Here is a 14,186-nt window from a genome sequence, read left to right on the forward strand (position 1 = left end):
GCTCAACGGTGCTCCTCCCGGGGCCGCACGGCCGCGAGCCTGCGTTCCAGCACGGCGGTGCCCAGCACCCGGGCGAGCACGAGGCCGGCGCCCGACAGCCCGGCCACGAGGACCGCGCCGGTCATGTGCCAGGTCGGCGCGTCACCCGTACAGGTGAACACGTCCGTGAACTTGTCCGAGGAGCAGGTCACGAACGGCACGGAGGCCAGCCCGACGCTGGTCGCGGCGACCCCGCCGAGCAGCGCGGACCCGAACGTGCGCATCAACGGGAACGCGGCGTTGGCCGCGCCGACGGCCGCGATGCCGAACAGCAGCGGCACCGGGTGCGGGAACGGGCCGAACGCGGCGCAGCCCACCATCAGCGCGCACACGACCGCCAACCCCGCCCGTTCACCCACGCGGCGACCCTAACAACGCCGGCCCGGCAGACGTCAGAACTTCGTAATCGGGTTTCGCCCGCGTCCCGGCGCCCGGTTCGCCAGAGTTGTCCGGGAACGGTACGACGGAGGAAGGCCGGGGATGTCGAAGCGGGTAGTGGTGGTCGGGGTGGCCGGCGTGCTGGTGGTCGCCCTGGTGGTGGGCTTGTACCTGTTCCAGCCGTGGCGGCTGGTGACCGACCGGACCGCGGACGAGGCACTGCTGGTGCCCACCGCGACCACGACGGCGGCGACCACGACGGCGGCGACCACGACGGCGGCGACCACGACGGCGGCGACCGCCACGACCACGACCACGACCACGCCCCCACCGCCCGCGGGGCCGGTCGCCCTCGCCGCCGGGCCGTTCCGGTCGCTGGAGCACGCGACGACGGGGAGCGCGACGCTGGTCCGGTTGCCCGGCGGTGGGCACGCGGTGCAGTTCGAGGCGTTGGACACCAGCGACGGGCCGGACCTCTACGTCTACCTGTCGGACAAGCCCTCGGACTCGCCCGAAGCCGCGTTCGGCTCCGGTTTCACGAACCTCGGTCCGCTGAAGGCGAACCGCGGCAACCAGGTCTACGAAGTGCCCGCGGGCACCGACCTCGCGACCGTGCGCAGCGTCGTGATCTGGTGCAAGAGGTTTTCCGCCGGTTTCGCGGTAGCGCCGTTGGAACAGGGGTGACACATACGGGAAACAAATGCGCGGCGGTCGAGCGATTAGTAGCCGTTTCGCCGTATTGACGTATCTGGTCTAGACCACATACAGTGGTGAGCACCACAACGTCCCTCGTTGGTGGGCGGGCGGATGCCCCACCGACGAGGAGCCGGCTCACTGGGGTGGGCCAACCGTTGGCGGCGGCGCGGCGCTTTCTCTCCCCGTTCCGCGCCGCCGCACACGGCCCGCGCCCGACCGTGATGCACACTGTGAGTGATGCTCACCAGGACCATCGCCATCCACTACGTCAACGCCGCGTTGCGCGGTGCGGTGCGGCGTGGTCACGACGTCACCGGCCTGCTCGCCACCGCGGGCATCGCCGAGGCGCTGCTCGCCGACGAGCGCGCGCGGGTCACGCCCGCCCAGTACACCAAGCTGGTCCAGGCGCTGTGGGACGCGCTGGACGACGAGTTCATGGGCCTGGGGCCGCGGCCGAGCAAGCGCGGGACGTTCCCGACCATGTGCCTGCTCGCCGTGCACTGCGCGTCACTGGGTGACGCCCTGCGGCGGGGTCTGGCGTTCTACGACCTGTTCGACGTGCGGCCGGTGATGACGTTGGGCGAGCACGACGGCGTGGCCGCGTTCACCCTGTCCACCGCGGGCGTGGACGACCCGGACCGGTTCCTGGTCGAGTCGCTGCTGGTGCTGTGGCACCGGTTCTCGTCGTGGCTGATCGGGCGGCGCATCCCGCTGCGCGGGGTCGACCTGTCCTATCCCGAGCCGCCGCACGGCGCGGAATACCACCTGATCTTCGGCGCGCCGCTGCGGTTTTCCGCAGCCGCCACCACGTTGACTTTCGACGCACGTTTCCTGCGCATGCCGGTGGTGCAGGACGAAGCCGCATTGAGGCGGTTCCTGCGCAATTCACCCGCCGAGTTGCTGTCCCGCCGCGATTACGGCGCGGACGCGTCCAGCCAGGTGCGGCGCATGCTCGGCGGCGGCGTGGTCGGGCTGGAGAACGTGGCCGCGCGGCTGGGCGTGAGCGCGCCGACGCTGCGGCGCAAGCTGGCCGCCGAGGGCACGTCGTTCCGCGAGGTGCGCGAGCAGCTGTTGCGCGACCAGGCCGTGGCGAGCCTGGTGCGCGGTGGTGAGTCGGTGGAGGAGTTGGCGCTGCGGCTGGGCTTCTCCGAGGCGAGCGCGTTCCACCGGGCGTTCAAGCGGTGGACGGGCACCAGCCCCGGCACCTACCGCGGCGGTTCGGTCGGCTGACCACGCCGCGGCCCACCGTCCCTGGAGTCCCAGGTCCGCGCCGCGGGGGTCCTGCGTTCGGAACCCGTGAACGTAGGACCCCCGCGGTCCGGGTGCGGGACTCCCGGGTCAGAAGGGGGCGTTGCGGGCGGCGCGGTCGCGCAGGGAGGCCGGTGGGCGGAAGCGCTCGCCGTAGGTGTCGGCCAGGTAGTCGGCCCGCTCCACGAACCCGCCGAGCCCGTAGGAGTTGACGAACTGCACCGTGCCGCCGCTCCACGGGGCGAAGCCGAAGCCGAACACGCTGCCCACGTTCGCGTCACCGACCGACGTCAGCACGCCCTCGTCCAGGCACCGCAGCGTCTCCAGCGACTGGATGAACAGCAGCCGGTCCTCGACGTCCTGCTCCGTCACGCCCGCGTCGGCCCGCGCGTACCGGGACAGGCCCGGCCACAGGAACTTCCGGCCACCCTCCGGGTACTCGTAGAACCCGGCACCGCCGGACTTGCCCGTGCGCCCCTCGGCGACCAGCTCCTCCAGCACCTTGAACGCCGGGTGGTCGCCCAACGCGCCCGCCACCGACGGGTCGTCGGCCAGCGCCTGGTCGCGGATCTTCAGCTGGAGCGTCAACGTCACCTCGTCCGACACCGCCAGCGGGCCCACGGCCATGCCCGCCCGGCGGGCCACGTTCTCGATCAACGCGGGCGACACGCCCTCCGCCACCATCGACACGGCTTCGGTGACGTACGTGCCGAACGTCCGCGACGTGTAGAAGCCTCGGCTGTCGTTCACCACGATGGGCGTCTTGCCGATCTGCAGCACGTAGTCGAACGCCCGCGCCAACGTCTCGTCCGACGTCTTCTCCCCGCGGATGATCTCCACCAGCCGCATCTTCGGCACCGGCGAGAAGAAGTGCAGCCCGATGAACCGCGACGGGTCGCCCACCGCCGACGCCAGGCCGGTGATCGGCAAGGTCGAGGTGTTCGACGCGATCACCGCGTCCGGCAGCGCCGCGGCCTCCGCCGCCGGCAGCACCTCGTTCTTCAGCTCCCGGTTCTCGAACACCGCCTCGACCACCAGGTCGCACCCGGCCAGGTCGGCGTCGGAGTCGGTCGGCGTGATGCCCGGCGTGTCACCGGCTCCGCGCCGCGCCGCCTCCAGCGTCACGTCCTTCAGCACGACCTCGATCCCGGCCTTGGCGCTGACCTCGGCGATGCCCGCGCCCATCATGCCCGCGCCGAGCACACCGACCTTGGCCACCTTCGACCGCTCGACCCCGGCCGGCCGCGACCCGCCCGCGTTGATCTCGTTGAGCTGGAACCAGAACGTGGTGATCATGTTCTTCGAGACCTGGCCGGCGGCCAGCTCCACGAAGTACCGCGCCTCGATCTTCAACGCGGTGTCGAAGTCCACCAGCGCGCCCTCGACCGCGGCGGCGAGGATCTTCTCCGGCGCCGGGTACGCGCCGTGCGTCTTCTTCCGCAGCACGGCGGGTGCGGCGGCCAGCAGCCCGTACAGGTTCGGGTCACCGACCCGCACGTCCGGCACGGTGTACCCGGGCTTGTCCCACGGCTGCTGCGGCGCGGGGTTCTCCTTGATCCACGCCCGCGCCTTGGCGATCAGCTCCTCGCGGGAGGACGCCAGCTCGTGCACGATCCCGGCTTGCAACGCGCGCGCCGGCCGCAGCTGCTTGCCCTCCATGAGCAGCGGCAACGCCGGCTGCACGCCCAGCAGCCGCACCATGCGCGTCACGCCGCCACCGCCGGGCAGCAGGCCCAGCGTCGCCTCGGGCAGCCCGAGCCTGATCCGGTCGTCGTCCAGGACCACCCGGTGGTGGCAGGCCAGCGCGATCTCCAGGCCACCGCCCAGCGCGCTGCCGTTGATCGCCGCGACGACCGGCTTGCCCAGCAGCTCCAACCGCCGCAGCTGGCCCTTGATCTCCTCCAGGAACCCGAGCGCCTCGGCCGCGTTCTCCGGCGTGATCCGGACGAGCACGTTCAGGTCGCCACCGGCGAAGAACGTCTTCTTGGCCGACGTCAGCACCACGCCGGTGATGTCGTCGCGGGACGCCTCCAGCCGCGCGACCGCCTCGCCCATGTCCTTGTGGTACTCGGCGTTCATCACGTTCGCCGAGCCGGACATGTCCATCGTGAGGGTGACGATCCCGTCGTCGTCCCGCTCGAAGTGGATAGCCATCAGACCCTCTCGATGATCGTCGCGATGCCCATGCCGCCGCCCACGCACAGCGTGGCCAGACCGCGCCGCAGGTCCCGGCGCTCCAGCTCGTCGAGCAGGGTGCCGAGGATCATGCAGCCGGTCGCGCCGAGCGGGTGGCCCAGCGCGATCGCGCCGCCGTTGACGTTGACCTTGTCGTCGGGCAGGTCCAGCTCGCGCTGGAACCTCAGCACCACCGAGGAGAACGCCTCGTTGATCTCGAACAGGTCGATGTCCTCGACGGTCAGCCGGGCCCGGTCCAGCGCCTTGCGCGCGGCCGGGGCGGGACCGGTCAGCATGATCGTGGGCTCGGTGCCGACGACCGCGGTCGCGATGATCCGCGCGCGGGGCGTCAGGCCGAGCTCGCGGCCGATGCGGTCGGTGCCGATCAGCATGGCCGCCGCGCCGTCCACGATCTGCGACGAGTTGCCCGGCGTGTGCACGTGGTCGATGCGCTCCACGGTGGGGTAGCGGTCGATGGCCACGGCGTCGAAGCCCAGGTCGCCGTGGAACGCGAAGCTCGGCTTGAGCTTGGCCAGCGCCTCCATCGTGGTCTCCGGGCGGATCGCCTCGTCGTGGTCGAGCACGACCGAGCCGTTCCGGTCGACCACGGCCACCAGCGACCGGTCGAAGTACCCCTTGTCCCGGGCCAGGGTGGCGCGCTGCTGCGAGCGCAGCGCGTAGGCGTCCACGTCCTCGCGGCTGAACCCCTCCAGCGTGGCGATGAGGTCCGCGCTCACGCCCTGGGGCACGAAGTTGGTCGCCATGTTGGTCTCCGGGTCGGCCATCCACGCGCCGCCGTCCGAGCCCATCGGCACCCGCGACATCGACTCGACGCCGCCCGCCACCACCAGGTCCTCGAACCCGGACGCGACCTTCGCCGCGGCCAGGTTCACCGACTCCAGGCCCGACGCGCAGAACCGGTTGAGCTGCACGCCCGCCGGCCGCAGGTCCCACCCGGCCGCCAGCACCGCCGTGCGGGCGATGTCCGCGCCCTGCTCGCCGACCGGTGACACGACGCCGAGCACCACGTCGTCCACCGCGGAGGTGTCGAGGTCGTTGCGCCGCGCCAGCGCCGCGAGCACCCCGGAGGCGAGGGTGATCGGCTTGACGCTGTGCAGCGAACCGCGCTTTCCCCTGCCACGCGGTGTGCGCACCGCGTCGAAGATCAAGGCTTCGCTCATGTACTCAACGGTAACCACCGGCGGGTGGCCTGCCCATGACCGCGTGAGGTGACTTATTAGCTCACCGGGGCCGACGGGCGGTCCATGATCTCGCCCTCGCCCGCGAACCCGAGCCGCTCGTACAGCCGCCGAGCCGTCTCGTTGCCCTCGAACACCCGCAACTGCACCCGCGCCCACCCGTGCTCGCGCGCCCACGCCAGCACGTCGCGGACCAGCGCCTCCCCGACCCCGCGCCGCCGGAACCCCGGCTTGACCCACATGGAGTACAGGTACAACACGTCCGAGTGGACGTCGTGCGGCACACCGGCCACGAGCCCGACCGGCTCCGGGTCCTCCGCCACCACCTTCACCCCGCGCTCGGCCGACAGCAGCTCCCGCCACCGAGCCTCGTCGTACCCGCCCTCCAACGCCAGCGTGGAGCCGAACGCCTCGGGCTCGCTGCCCAGCGCGGTCAGCCGGATGTCGCGCCAGGTCACCCAGTCGTCGGGCCCGAGCCGTCGGAGTCGCATGGCCCCAGTGTCCCGCGAACCCTGACCGATCCGCTCACGATCACCACCCACCGGTGGGCGCTGCGGTCATGGCGGTCCGGTCCCGCCGGTGGCACCGTCGGTGCCATGCCGACTCGCCGTTCCGCATGGATGACCGAGGACCTGGACCAGTTGCGCGAGCTGGCCCGGACGTTCTTCGACCGGGAGGTGGTCCCGCACCAGGAGCGCTGGGCCGCCCAGAAGCAGGTGGACCGGGACTTCTGGCACAAGGCCGGTGAACTGGGCCTGCTCTGCCTGTCCATCCCCGAGCAGTACGGCGGTGGCGGCGGGACGTTCGCGCACGAGGCCGTGCTGCTGGAGGAGCAGGCGCGCTGCGGCGACAGCGCGTGGGGCAACAGCGTGCACAGCGGGATCGTCGCCCACTACATCAACGCCTACGGCACCGAGGAGCAGAAGCAGCGGTGGCTGCCGAAGATGGCCTCGGGCGAGTACGTCGGCGCGATCGCCATGTCCGAGCCGGGCGGCGGCTCCGACCTGCAGAACATCAAGACCCGGGCGCTGCGGCGCGGCGACGAGTACGTGCTGTCGGGCTCCAAGACGTTCATCACCAACGGCGCGCAGGCCGACCTGGTGGTCGTGGTCGCCAAGACCGACCCCAGCCAGGGCGCGACGGGCATCTCGCTGCTGGTCGTGGAGACCGTGCAGGCGCGGGGCTTCCGCCGCGGCCGGGTGCTGGACAAGCTCGGCATGCACGGCCAGGACACCGCCGAGCTGTTCTTCGACGACGTGCGCGTGCCCGCGGCGAACCTGCTCGGCACGGGCGAGGGCCAGGGCTTCATCCAGCTGATGCAGCAGCTGCCGCAGGAGCGGCTGATCATCGCGGTGGCGTCGGTGGCGGGCATCGAGGCGGCGGTGGACCTCACGCTGGCCTACGTCAAGGACCGCACGGCGTTCGGCCGCGAGCTGATCAAGTTCCAGAACACCCGGTTCAAGCTCGCCGAGTGCGCCACCGAGGCGCGGGTGACCAGGGCGTTCGTGGACGAGTGCGTGCAGGAGCACCTGGCGGGCCGCCTCGACGTGCCCACCGCGGCGATGGCCAAGTGGTGGGCCACCGAGCGGCTGTGCCAGGTCGTGGACGAGTGCGTGCAGCTGTTCGGCGGCTACGGCTACATGACCGAGTACCCGATCGCGCGCGCGTGGGCGGACGCGCGCGTGCAGAAGATCTACGGCGGGACCAACGAGATCATGAAGGAAATCATCGCGAGGTCCCTCTAGTGCCGGGGCCGCTGGAGGGGTTGAAGGTCGTCGAGCTGGCCGGCCTCGCACCCGCGCCGTTCGGCTGCATGGTGCTGGCCGACCTCGGCGCGTCGGTCGTCCGGGTGGACCGCGTGGGCGGCACCACCGAGGTCCCGCTGCTGGGCCGCGGGCGGCGGTCGATCGGCGTGGACGTCCGCCGGCCGGAGGGCGCGGAGCTGGTGCTGCGGCTGGTCGAGGACTCGGACGTGCTGGTCGAGGGCTTCCGGCCGGGCGTGACCGAACGGCTCGGCATCGGCCCGGCGCAGTGCCTGGCCCGCAACCCGCGGCTGGTCTACGGGCGGATGACCGGGTGGGGCCAGGACGGCCCGCTGGCCGACCGCGCCGGGCACGACATCAACTACATCGCGGTGGCGGGCGCGTTGGAGCCGATCGGCCGGGCGGGCGCGCCGCCGACGGTGCCGCTGAACGTCGTCGGCGACTTCGGCGGTGGCGGGCTGCTGCTGGCGATGGGCGTGCTGGCCGCGCTGTACGAGCGGGAGCGGTCCGGGCGCGGGCAGGTGGTGGACGCCGCCATGGTCGACGGCGCGGCGCTGCTGACCACGTTCCTGCACGGGATGTCGTCGGCCGGCGCGTGGCCCGGCGGCCGCGGCGAGAACCTGCTGGACGGCGGCGCGCCGTTCTACGACGTGTACGAGGCGGCCGACGGCCGGTTCGTCAGCATCGGCGCGCTGGAGGAGAAGTTCTACGCCGAGCTGCTGGTGGTGCTCGGGCTGGCCGACGCGGACCTGCCCGCCCGCCACGACCCGGCGAACTGGCCGGAGCTGCGCGCCCGGATCGCGGCGGCCGTGGCCACCCGGACGAGGGACGAGTGGGCGGCGCTGGCGGCGGGCACCGACGCGTGCCTCGCGCCCGTGCTGGCGCCCGGTGAAGCGCCCGGGTACGGGCACAACGCCGAGCGCGGGACGTTCGTGCAGGTGGGAGGGGTGGCGCAGCCCGCGCCCGCGCCCCGGTTCGAGCGCACGCCCGCAGCCGTGCCCGCACCGCCGCCCGCGGTGGGCGAGCACACGGCCGAGGTGCTGGGGGAACTGGGACTGGGCGAGGACGAGCTCGCCGGGCTGCGGCGAGCCGGGGTGATCGCCTGACCCCGCGCCCGGTCGGCCCGCCGGATCGACCCGGAAAAGGGCGCGGGAAATCACCTGAAGGGGGACCGTAAATGAGTGGCAGCCGTCATCGACCTTTGTCACGCTCGGTGCGTGCCTCGGCGCAATCAGGTGATGGGCGGCGAAGGGATGACGGTGTCTCAGTACCTCGGTGTCCGTGCCTGGGGTGTGGGCGAGTGCCCGTACCTTGGTGATCGGCGGGACCGCTGGCCCCCTTGATCGTCCGTTCGGGTGACGCTCGGGCAGTTCCAGGCGTGGTTGCGTGGCGATCGTGCGACCGGTCGAGGGATGGCGGCGGGTTCGATCGTCATCATCCGGGTGAATGAGGGACCATGACCGTTGACACGACCGGGGCGGCGTTCGGCCGCCCTGCCCGCTGACACGGACGGAGACCGATCAGTGAACGTCAAGAAGGTGGTGACGCTGGCGGCGGTCGCGCTGGTGCTGTTCCTCCTGATCACCCAGCCGAACGAGTCCGCCGACGCGGTGCGGACCGCGCTCGGGTGGCTCCAGTCCGCGGCCGAGTCGATCATCACCTTCGTCCGCAGCCTGTTCGCCTGACCCGCTCGCCGCGCCCCCTCGAACTCCGCTCAATGCGGTCACGATCGGTGACTATGCGTCCTGGTCGTTGCACCGTACGGGTGGAATGAGGGCTATAACGCCCTGGTAACAGGGTTTTGGACAAACCGGGGTCTAGCGGTTGTCGGTACCCGCTAATACGGTGCGTCGCATTGGCTGATCTTCGACCGATGAGGAGGCAGAATGGTCGAGGACTCCGGAGTCGACGAGCTGTTGCGGCAGTGGGCGGCTGAGCGCTCGGACGACGCCGAGCTGCAGGAGGTGAACCGGATCAAGGACGCGTGGCTCGCGGAAGCCCCGCCGTCCGCGCCGGGGATCCCCGTGCAGCGGGCGAATGGCGGTCCCCGCGGCCTGGTGAAGGTCGAGTCCGCGGATCCGGCGTACGTGGCGGCGATGCGGAAGCGGGCGCCCGAGGTGCCCGACGCCCTGCTCGCGGCCGCCGCCAGCTACTGGCAGCTGGTGGGTGACCTGTCCGAGGCGGAGCAGTGGTGGGACGTGGGCATCAGCCCGCTGGACCAGCGCGCTCTGGACTACCGGGCGGCCGGGCTCACGCCCGCCGACCTCGGTCGTCGCCTCGGCCCGATGACGGTGCTCCAGCACCTGCGTCGGGGTAGCGCGGCGGCCTGGTGCGTGGCCAGGCTGCAGAGGCAACGCCGGGACGGCGTGGCCTAGGTCCGACGAGTCGGGGCGGGCTCCTGGGGTTCGGGAGCCCTCACCTTCCAGGGGCGGGCTCCTGTGCGGGGAGCCCCGGCCCTGTGCGACGCACGAAGTACCCTTGAGGCGTGCGAGGCCTCATCACCCCCCGGCGGCTCGCGATCGCGGCCGTCTGCCTGGCGTCGCTGGTCGTGTGCTGCGGCCTGGCGTACTGGCAGTGGGAGCGGTTCTCCGAGGCCGGTGGCACCTTCCAGAACCTCGGGTACGTCTTCCAGTGGCCGCTGTTCGGCCTCTTCCCCGCGTTCATGGTGTGGCGCATCCGCAGGCTGGACGCCCGCCGCAAGGCCGAGGACGCCGCCGCGGCGAGCGGTGCCGCCGACGGGGCCGCGCCGGAGCCGGTGGCCGTGCCGTCCCGGCCGGTCGTTACCGTTGAGCCCGTCAGAGCACCCGCGCACGACGACGAGGACGACGAGCTCGCGGCCTACAACCGCATGCTCGCCGAGCTCCACGCGCGGGACCAGCGGTGAAGCGAAGGTAGGGCGATGAGCGGCGCGTTGACCAGGTTCCGGTTCATGGCTTACGTGGTCGGTGTCGGCCTGCTGCTGCTCGTGGTCGCGATGATCGCCAAGTACGCGGGCGGCACCGAGGGCATGATGCAGGTCGTCGGCCCCGTGCACGGCTTCCTGTACGCGGTGTACCTGGTGCTCACCGTCGACCTCGCGCTCAAGGCCCGGTGGTCGATCAAGGGCACGGTGCTGGTGCTGCTCGCGGGCACGATCCCGTTCGTGTCGTTCTACGCCGAGCGCAAGGTGGTCGAGAGCGTCCGGGCCGAGAAGAGCCTGTGACCGGGGTTGACCCCGCCCGCCGGCCACCCCTAGCGTCTGGCGGTACCAACTGAACACGGCCGTCGATGTCGAGCGGGAGAGTCCCCGACCGGGGCGCCGAAGGAGCAACTCCTCCCCGGAATCTCTCAGGCACAGGTACCGCCCGACGAAGGCAACTCTGGAAAGCAGGCGCACCCGGTGCGCCTCGCCCACGGTGCAAGCCGCCCTCACCCGGTGGCGAAGCTCTCAGGCTCATGGCAGAGGGGGAGGCTCACTCGACGAGGAGTCTCCGATGTGCCGTGTCATCCTTTCGCTCGTGAATCTCTCGGACGTGCCCGCCCGCCGACCCGACCGGTCGGCGCCTCGGCATGCCCGCACCCAGGGAGGACCCGCCTGATGGAAAGCCGCCGCACGCCCCTGCACGCCGAGCACGAGGCGCTGGGGGCCATGTTCACCGACTTCGCGGGCTGGCGGATGCCGCTGCGCTACGACAGCGAGCTGGCCGAGCACCACGCGGTGCGCACGTCGGCGGGCCTGTTCGACCTGACCCACATGGGTGAGATCGTGCTCACCGGCCCGGAGGCCGGCGCCGCGCTGGACCACGCCCTGGTCGGCCACGCGTCCGCGATCGGCGTCGGTCGCGCCCGCTACACGATGATCTGCGAGGCCGACGGCGGCGTGGTCGACGACCTGATCGTCTACCGCACGGGCGACGAGGAGTACCTGGTCGTCGCGAACGCCTCGAACGCCGCCGTCGTGCACGAGGCGCTGGTCGAGCGGGCCAAGGGCTTCGACACCACCGTCGAGGACAGGTCCACCGACTACGCGCTGCTCGCCGTGCAGGGCCCGAAGGCCACCGCGATCCTCGCCGGCCTCACGTCCACCGACCTCGGCGCGGTGAAGTACTACGCCTCGTACCCGACCGAGGTCGCGGGCAAGCCGGTGCTGCTCGCGCGCACCGGCTACACCGGCGAGGACGGCTTCGAGCTGTTCGTCGCGCCGGCCGACGCCGCGCACGTGTGGCGGGCGCTGCTGGAGGCGGGCGCGCCGCACGACCTCAAGCCCGCGGGCCTGGGCTGCCGCGACACGCTGCGGCTGGAGGCGGGCATGCCCCTGTACGGCAACGAGCTCGGCCGCGACCGCACGCCGTTCCAGGCGAACCTCGGCCGGGTGGTGAAGCTGGACAAGCCGGGCGACTTCGTCGGCCGCGACGCCCTGGCCGCCGTCGCCGAGCAGGGCGTGGGGCAGGTCCTGGTCGGCCTGAAGACCGCCTCGCGCCGCGCGCCCCGGCACGGCTACCCGGTGCTGGACGCCTCGGGTGCCCGCATCGGCGAGGTGACCAGCGGCGCGCTGTCGCCGACCCTCGGGTACTCGGTGGCCATGGCGTACGTCACGGTCGGCCACACCGAGCCCGGCACGCAGCTGTCCGTCGACGTCCGGGGCAGGCACGAGCCGGTCGAAGTCGTCGCACTGCCCTTCTACAAGCGCACCTCGTAAGGGAGACCCCACACATGTCCGAGCACTTCAACACCTCCCTCGCGGAGTTCGACCCGGAGGTCGCGGACGCCGTCGCCGCCGAGCTGCACCGGCAGCAGAGCACGCTGGAGATGATCGCCTCGGAGAACTTCACGCCGGTGTCGGTGCTCCAGGCGCAGGGCTCGGTGCTGACGAACAAGTACGCCGAGGGCTACCCCGGCCGGCGCTACTACGGCGGCTGCGAGAACGTCGACGTGATCGAGCGGCTGGCGATCGAGCGGGTCAAGGCGCTGTTCGGCGCGGGCTTCGCGAACGTGCAGCCGCACTCGGGCGCGCAGGCCAACGCGTGCGCGATGTTCGCCCTGCTCCAGCCGGGCGACACGATCCTGGGCCTGGACCTCGCGCACGGCGGCCACCTGACCCACGGCATGCGGATCAACTTCTCCGGCAAGCTCTACAACGTGGTGCCCTACCACGTGTCGGCGGAGGACGGCCGGGTCGACATGGCCGAGGTGGAGCGGCTGGCGGCCGAGCACCGGCCGAAGCTGATCGTGGCCGGCTGGTCGGCGTACCCGCGGCAGCTCGACTTCGCGGAGTTCCGCCGGATCGCCGACTCGGTGGGCGCGTACCTGATGGTGGACATGGCGCACTTCGCCGGCCTGGTGGCGGCGGGCCTGCACCCGAGCCCCGTGCCGCACGCGCACGTCGTCACGACGACCACGCACAAGACGCTCGGCGGCCCGCGTGGCGGAGTGATCCTGACCAACGAGGCCGACCTGGCCAAGAAGATCAACTCGGCGGTGTTCCCGGGCCAGCAGGGCGGTCCGCTGGAGCACGTGATCGCGGGCAAGGCGGTGGCGTTCAAGCACGCCGCGTCGCCCGAGTTCGCCGACCGGCAGCGGCGCACGGTCGAGGGCGCGAAGATCCTCGCCGACCGGCTGTCCCGGCCCGACGCCGCCGCGGCGGGTGTGAAGGTGCTCACCGGCGGCACGGACGTGCACCTGGTGCTGGTGGACCTGGTGGCGTCCGAACTGGACGGCAAGCAGGCCGAGGACCGCCTGCACGAGGTCGGGATCACGGTCAACCGCAACGCGGTGCCGAACGACCCGCGTCCGCCGATGGTGACCTCGGGCCTGCGGGTGGGCACGCCCGCGCTGGCCACCCGCGGTTTCGGCGCGGCGGACTTCACCGAGGTGGCGGACATCATCGCGACGGCGTTGCAGCCCTCGCCGGACCTCGCGGAGCTGCGCGCGCGGGTCGAGGTGCTGGCGGCGAAGCACCCGCTGTACCCGACCCTGTGAACGACGTTACGAAATAGCTCGCGCATGCTGGAGGTTGTCCCGTACGCGACCCGTACGGGACAACCGAAAGAGGCACGATGACCGCCACCCTCGACGCGCTGCAACTTCCCGGCGAAGCCCAGGACCTGCTGTTCCGCGAGGCGCGCACGGCGAACGCGTTCACCGACGAGCCGGTGACCGACGAGCAGCTCCGCGCCGTGTACGACCTCGTGAAGTGGGGTCCGACCGCGATGAACAGCCAGCCGCTGCGCGTGCTGTTCGTCCGCGGCGAGGAGGCCAAGGCCCGCCTGGCTCCCCACATGGCCGAGGGCAACCGCGCCAAGACCCTGGCCGCGCCGGTGACCGCGATCCTGGCCGCCGACACCGACTTCCACGAGCACCTCGCCACCACGTTCCCGCACTTCCCGGGCGCGAAGGCGGCGTTCGCGGACGACGCGCGGCGCACCGAGGCGGCGAAGGCGAACGCCCTGCTGCAGGTCGGCTACTTCATCGTGGGCGTCCGCGCGGCCGGTCTCGCCGCGGGCCCGATGAGCGGCTTCGACGCCGAGGGCGTGCGGCGCGAGTTCTTCGCCGACACCCCCCGGGTGCCGCTGGTGGTCGTCAACATCGGCCACCCGGACCACGCCGGCACCCACCCGCGCAACCCGCGCCTGGACTACGCCGAGGCCGTCCGCACGATCTGACGCCCGCTGCGTGACGCCCTGGTCCCCCGGCCGCCTTCGGGCCGGGG

At 71.9% G+C, this 14,186-nt stretch carries 15 protein-coding genes and 2 riboswitches; of the genes, 11 read left to right on the top strand and 4 right to left on the bottom strand.

Annotated features, from left to right (window positions below):
• Window positions 1–2: 2 nt before the first annotated feature.
• Window positions 3–398 (bottom strand): hypothetical protein, encoded by a 396-nt coding sequence (locus FHX81_RS30205; RefSeq protein ID WP_141981627.1) that lies wholly within the window; start codon window positions 396–398, stop codon window positions 3–5.
• 121 nt (window positions 399–519) lie between these two features.
• Between FHX81_RS30205 and FHX81_RS30210 the strand changes: the two genes are divergently transcribed.
• Together FHX81_RS30210 and FHX81_RS30215 are read left to right on the top strand one after the other, a co-directional pair.
• Complete coding sequence (locus tag FHX81_RS30210) at window positions 520–1,101, top strand: DM13 domain-containing protein (RefSeq protein ID WP_141981629.1); 582 nt, start codon at window positions 520–522, stop codon at window positions 1,099–1,101.
• 249 nt (window positions 1,102–1,350) lie between these two features.
• Complete coding sequence (locus FHX81_RS30215) at window positions 1,351–2,343, top strand: AraC family transcriptional regulator (RefSeq protein ID WP_141981631.1); 993 nt, start codon at window positions 1,351–1,353, stop codon at window positions 2,341–2,343.
• Between the two features lie 108 nt (window positions 2,344–2,451).
• Here the strand turns inward: FHX81_RS30215 and FHX81_RS30220 are convergent, their stop codons facing one another.
• The 3 genes from FHX81_RS30220 to FHX81_RS30230 are packed head-to-tail and all read right to left on the bottom strand — an operon-like array spanning window position 2,452 to window position 6,226.
• Entirely contained in the window at window positions 2,452–4,515 is a 2,064-nt protein-coding gene (locus FHX81_RS30220) for a 3-hydroxyacyl-CoA dehydrogenase NAD-binding domain-containing protein (protein ID WP_141981633.1), read from the bottom strand.
• The gene (locus FHX81_RS30225; RefSeq protein WP_141981635.1) at window positions 4,515–5,717 is read right to left on the bottom strand and encodes an acetyl-CoA C-acetyltransferase; all 1,203 of its coding nucleotides are present in this window, start codon (window positions 5,715–5,717) and stop codon (window positions 4,515–4,517) included. Before FHX81_RS30225 ends, FHX81_RS30220 begins: the two co-directional genes overlap by 1 nt.
• 56 nt (window positions 5,718–5,773) lie before the next feature.
• A complete protein-coding gene (locus FHX81_RS30230) occupies window positions 5,774–6,226 on the bottom strand; it encodes a GNAT family N-acetyltransferase (RefSeq protein ID WP_141981637.1) in 453 nt (150 codons plus the stop codon).
• 105 nt (window positions 6,227–6,331) lie between these two features.
• On the opposite strand from FHX81_RS30230, the gene FHX81_RS30235 reads away from it, so the two are divergent.
• From FHX81_RS30235 to FHX81_RS30270, 9 genes are all read left to right on the top strand, one after another.
• A complete protein-coding gene (locus tag FHX81_RS30235) occupies window positions 6,332–7,480 on the top strand; it encodes an acyl-CoA dehydrogenase family protein (RefSeq protein ID WP_141981639.1) in 1,149 nt (382 codons plus the stop codon).
• The gene (locus tag FHX81_RS30240; protein ID WP_141981641.1) at window positions 7,480–8,604 is read left to right on the top strand and encodes a CaiB/BaiF CoA transferase family protein; all 1,125 of its coding nucleotides are present in this window, start codon (window positions 7,480–7,482) and stop codon (window positions 8,602–8,604) included. Before FHX81_RS30235 ends, FHX81_RS30240 begins: the two co-directional genes overlap by 1 nt.
• A gap of 417 nt (window positions 8,605–9,021) precedes the next feature.
• The gene (locus FHX81_RS40840) at window positions 9,022–9,183 is read left to right on the top strand and encodes a hypothetical protein (RefSeq protein ID WP_170232223.1); all 162 of its coding nucleotides are present in this window, start codon (window positions 9,022–9,024) and stop codon (window positions 9,181–9,183) included.
• Window positions 9,184–9,384: 201 nt separating this feature from the next.
• Window positions 9,385–9,873, top strand: a complete 489-nt coding sequence (locus tag FHX81_RS30245; protein WP_141981643.1) for a helix-turn-helix transcriptional regulator — start codon at window positions 9,385–9,387, stop codon at window positions 9,871–9,873.
• Window positions 9,874–9,983: 110 nt separating this feature from the next.
• Window positions 9,984–10,382 carry a hypothetical protein gene (locus FHX81_RS30250; protein WP_141981645.1) on the top strand — a complete coding sequence of 133 codons (399 nt, stop codon included), beginning with the start codon at window positions 9,984–9,986 and terminating at the stop codon, window positions 10,380–10,382.
• 15 nt (window positions 10,383–10,397) lie between these two features.
• Window positions 10,398–10,700 (top strand): DUF3817 domain-containing protein, encoded by a 303-nt coding sequence (locus FHX81_RS30255; RefSeq protein ID WP_141981647.1) that lies wholly within the window; start codon window positions 10,398–10,400, stop codon window positions 10,698–10,700.
• A 63-nt stretch (window positions 10,701–10,763) separates the two neighbouring features.
• Window positions 10,764–10,851: riboswitch (glycine riboswitch) on the top strand.
• 1 nt (window position 10,852) lies between these two features.
• Window positions 10,853–10,947: riboswitch (glycine riboswitch) on the top strand.
• Between the two features lie 128 nt (window positions 10,948–11,075).
• Window positions 11,076–12,176: a glycine cleavage system aminomethyltransferase GcvT gene (gene gcvT, locus FHX81_RS30260; protein ID WP_141981649.1), complete on the top strand. Its 1,101-nt coding sequence runs from the start codon at window positions 11,076–11,078 to the stop codon at window positions 12,174–12,176.
• A 14-nt stretch (window positions 12,177–12,190) separates the two neighbouring features.
• The gene (gene glyA / locus FHX81_RS30265) at window positions 12,191–13,456 is read left to right on the top strand and encodes a serine hydroxymethyltransferase (protein WP_141981651.1); all 1,266 of its coding nucleotides are present in this window, start codon (window positions 12,191–12,193) and stop codon (window positions 13,454–13,456) included.
• A gap of 77 nt (window positions 13,457–13,533) precedes the next feature.
• The gene (locus tag FHX81_RS30270) at window positions 13,534–14,139 is read left to right on the top strand and encodes a malonic semialdehyde reductase (protein WP_141981653.1); all 606 of its coding nucleotides are present in this window, start codon (window positions 13,534–13,536) and stop codon (window positions 14,137–14,139) included.
• Window positions 14,140–14,186: the final 47 nt, after the last annotated feature.

Source organism: Saccharothrix saharensis (assembly GCF_006716745.1).
Lineage (GTDB): Bacteria > Actinomycetota > Actinomycetes > Mycobacteriales > Pseudonocardiaceae > Actinosynnema > Actinosynnema saharense.

Excerpts from the sequence above, each read along its gene's own strand:
- FHX81_RS30235 (WP_141981639.1), top strand. The coding sequence starts at position 6,332 with ATGCCGACTCGCCGTTCCGCATGGATGACCGAGGACCTGGACCAGTTG.
- FHX81_RS30220 (WP_141981633.1), bottom strand. The coding sequence starts at position 4,515 with ATGGCTATCCACTTCGAGCGGGACGACGACGGGATCGTCACCCTCACG.
- FHX81_RS30255 (WP_141981647.1), top strand. The coding sequence starts at position 10,398 with ATGAGCGGCGCGTTGACCAGGTTCCGGTTCATGGCTTACGTGGTCGGT.
- FHX81_RS30210 (WP_141981629.1), top strand. The coding sequence starts at position 520 with ATGTCGAAGCGGGTAGTGGTGGTCGGGGTGGCCGGCGTGCTGGTGGTC.
- FHX81_RS30215 (WP_141981631.1), top strand. The coding sequence starts at position 1,351 with ATGCTCACCAGGACCATCGCCATCCACTACGTCAACGCCGCGTTGCGC.
- FHX81_RS30230 (WP_141981637.1), bottom strand. The coding sequence starts at position 6,226 with ATGCGACTCCGACGGCTCGGGCCCGACGACTGGGTGACCTGGCGCGAC.
- FHX81_RS30270 (WP_141981653.1), top strand. The coding sequence starts at position 13,534 with ATGACCGCCACCCTCGACGCGCTGCAACTTCCCGGCGAAGCCCAGGAC.
- FHX81_RS30245 (WP_141981643.1), top strand. The coding sequence starts at position 9,385 with ATGGTCGAGGACTCCGGAGTCGACGAGCTGTTGCGGCAGTGGGCGGCT.
- glyA (WP_141981651.1), top strand. The coding sequence starts at position 12,191 with ATGTCCGAGCACTTCAACACCTCCCTCGCGGAGTTCGACCCGGAGGTC.
- gcvT (WP_141981649.1), top strand. The coding sequence starts at position 11,076 with ATGGAAAGCCGCCGCACGCCCCTGCACGCCGAGCACGAGGCGCTGGGG.
- FHX81_RS30225 (WP_141981635.1), bottom strand. The coding sequence starts at position 5,717 with ATGAGCGAAGCCTTGATCTTCGACGCGGTGCGCACACCGCGTGGCAGG.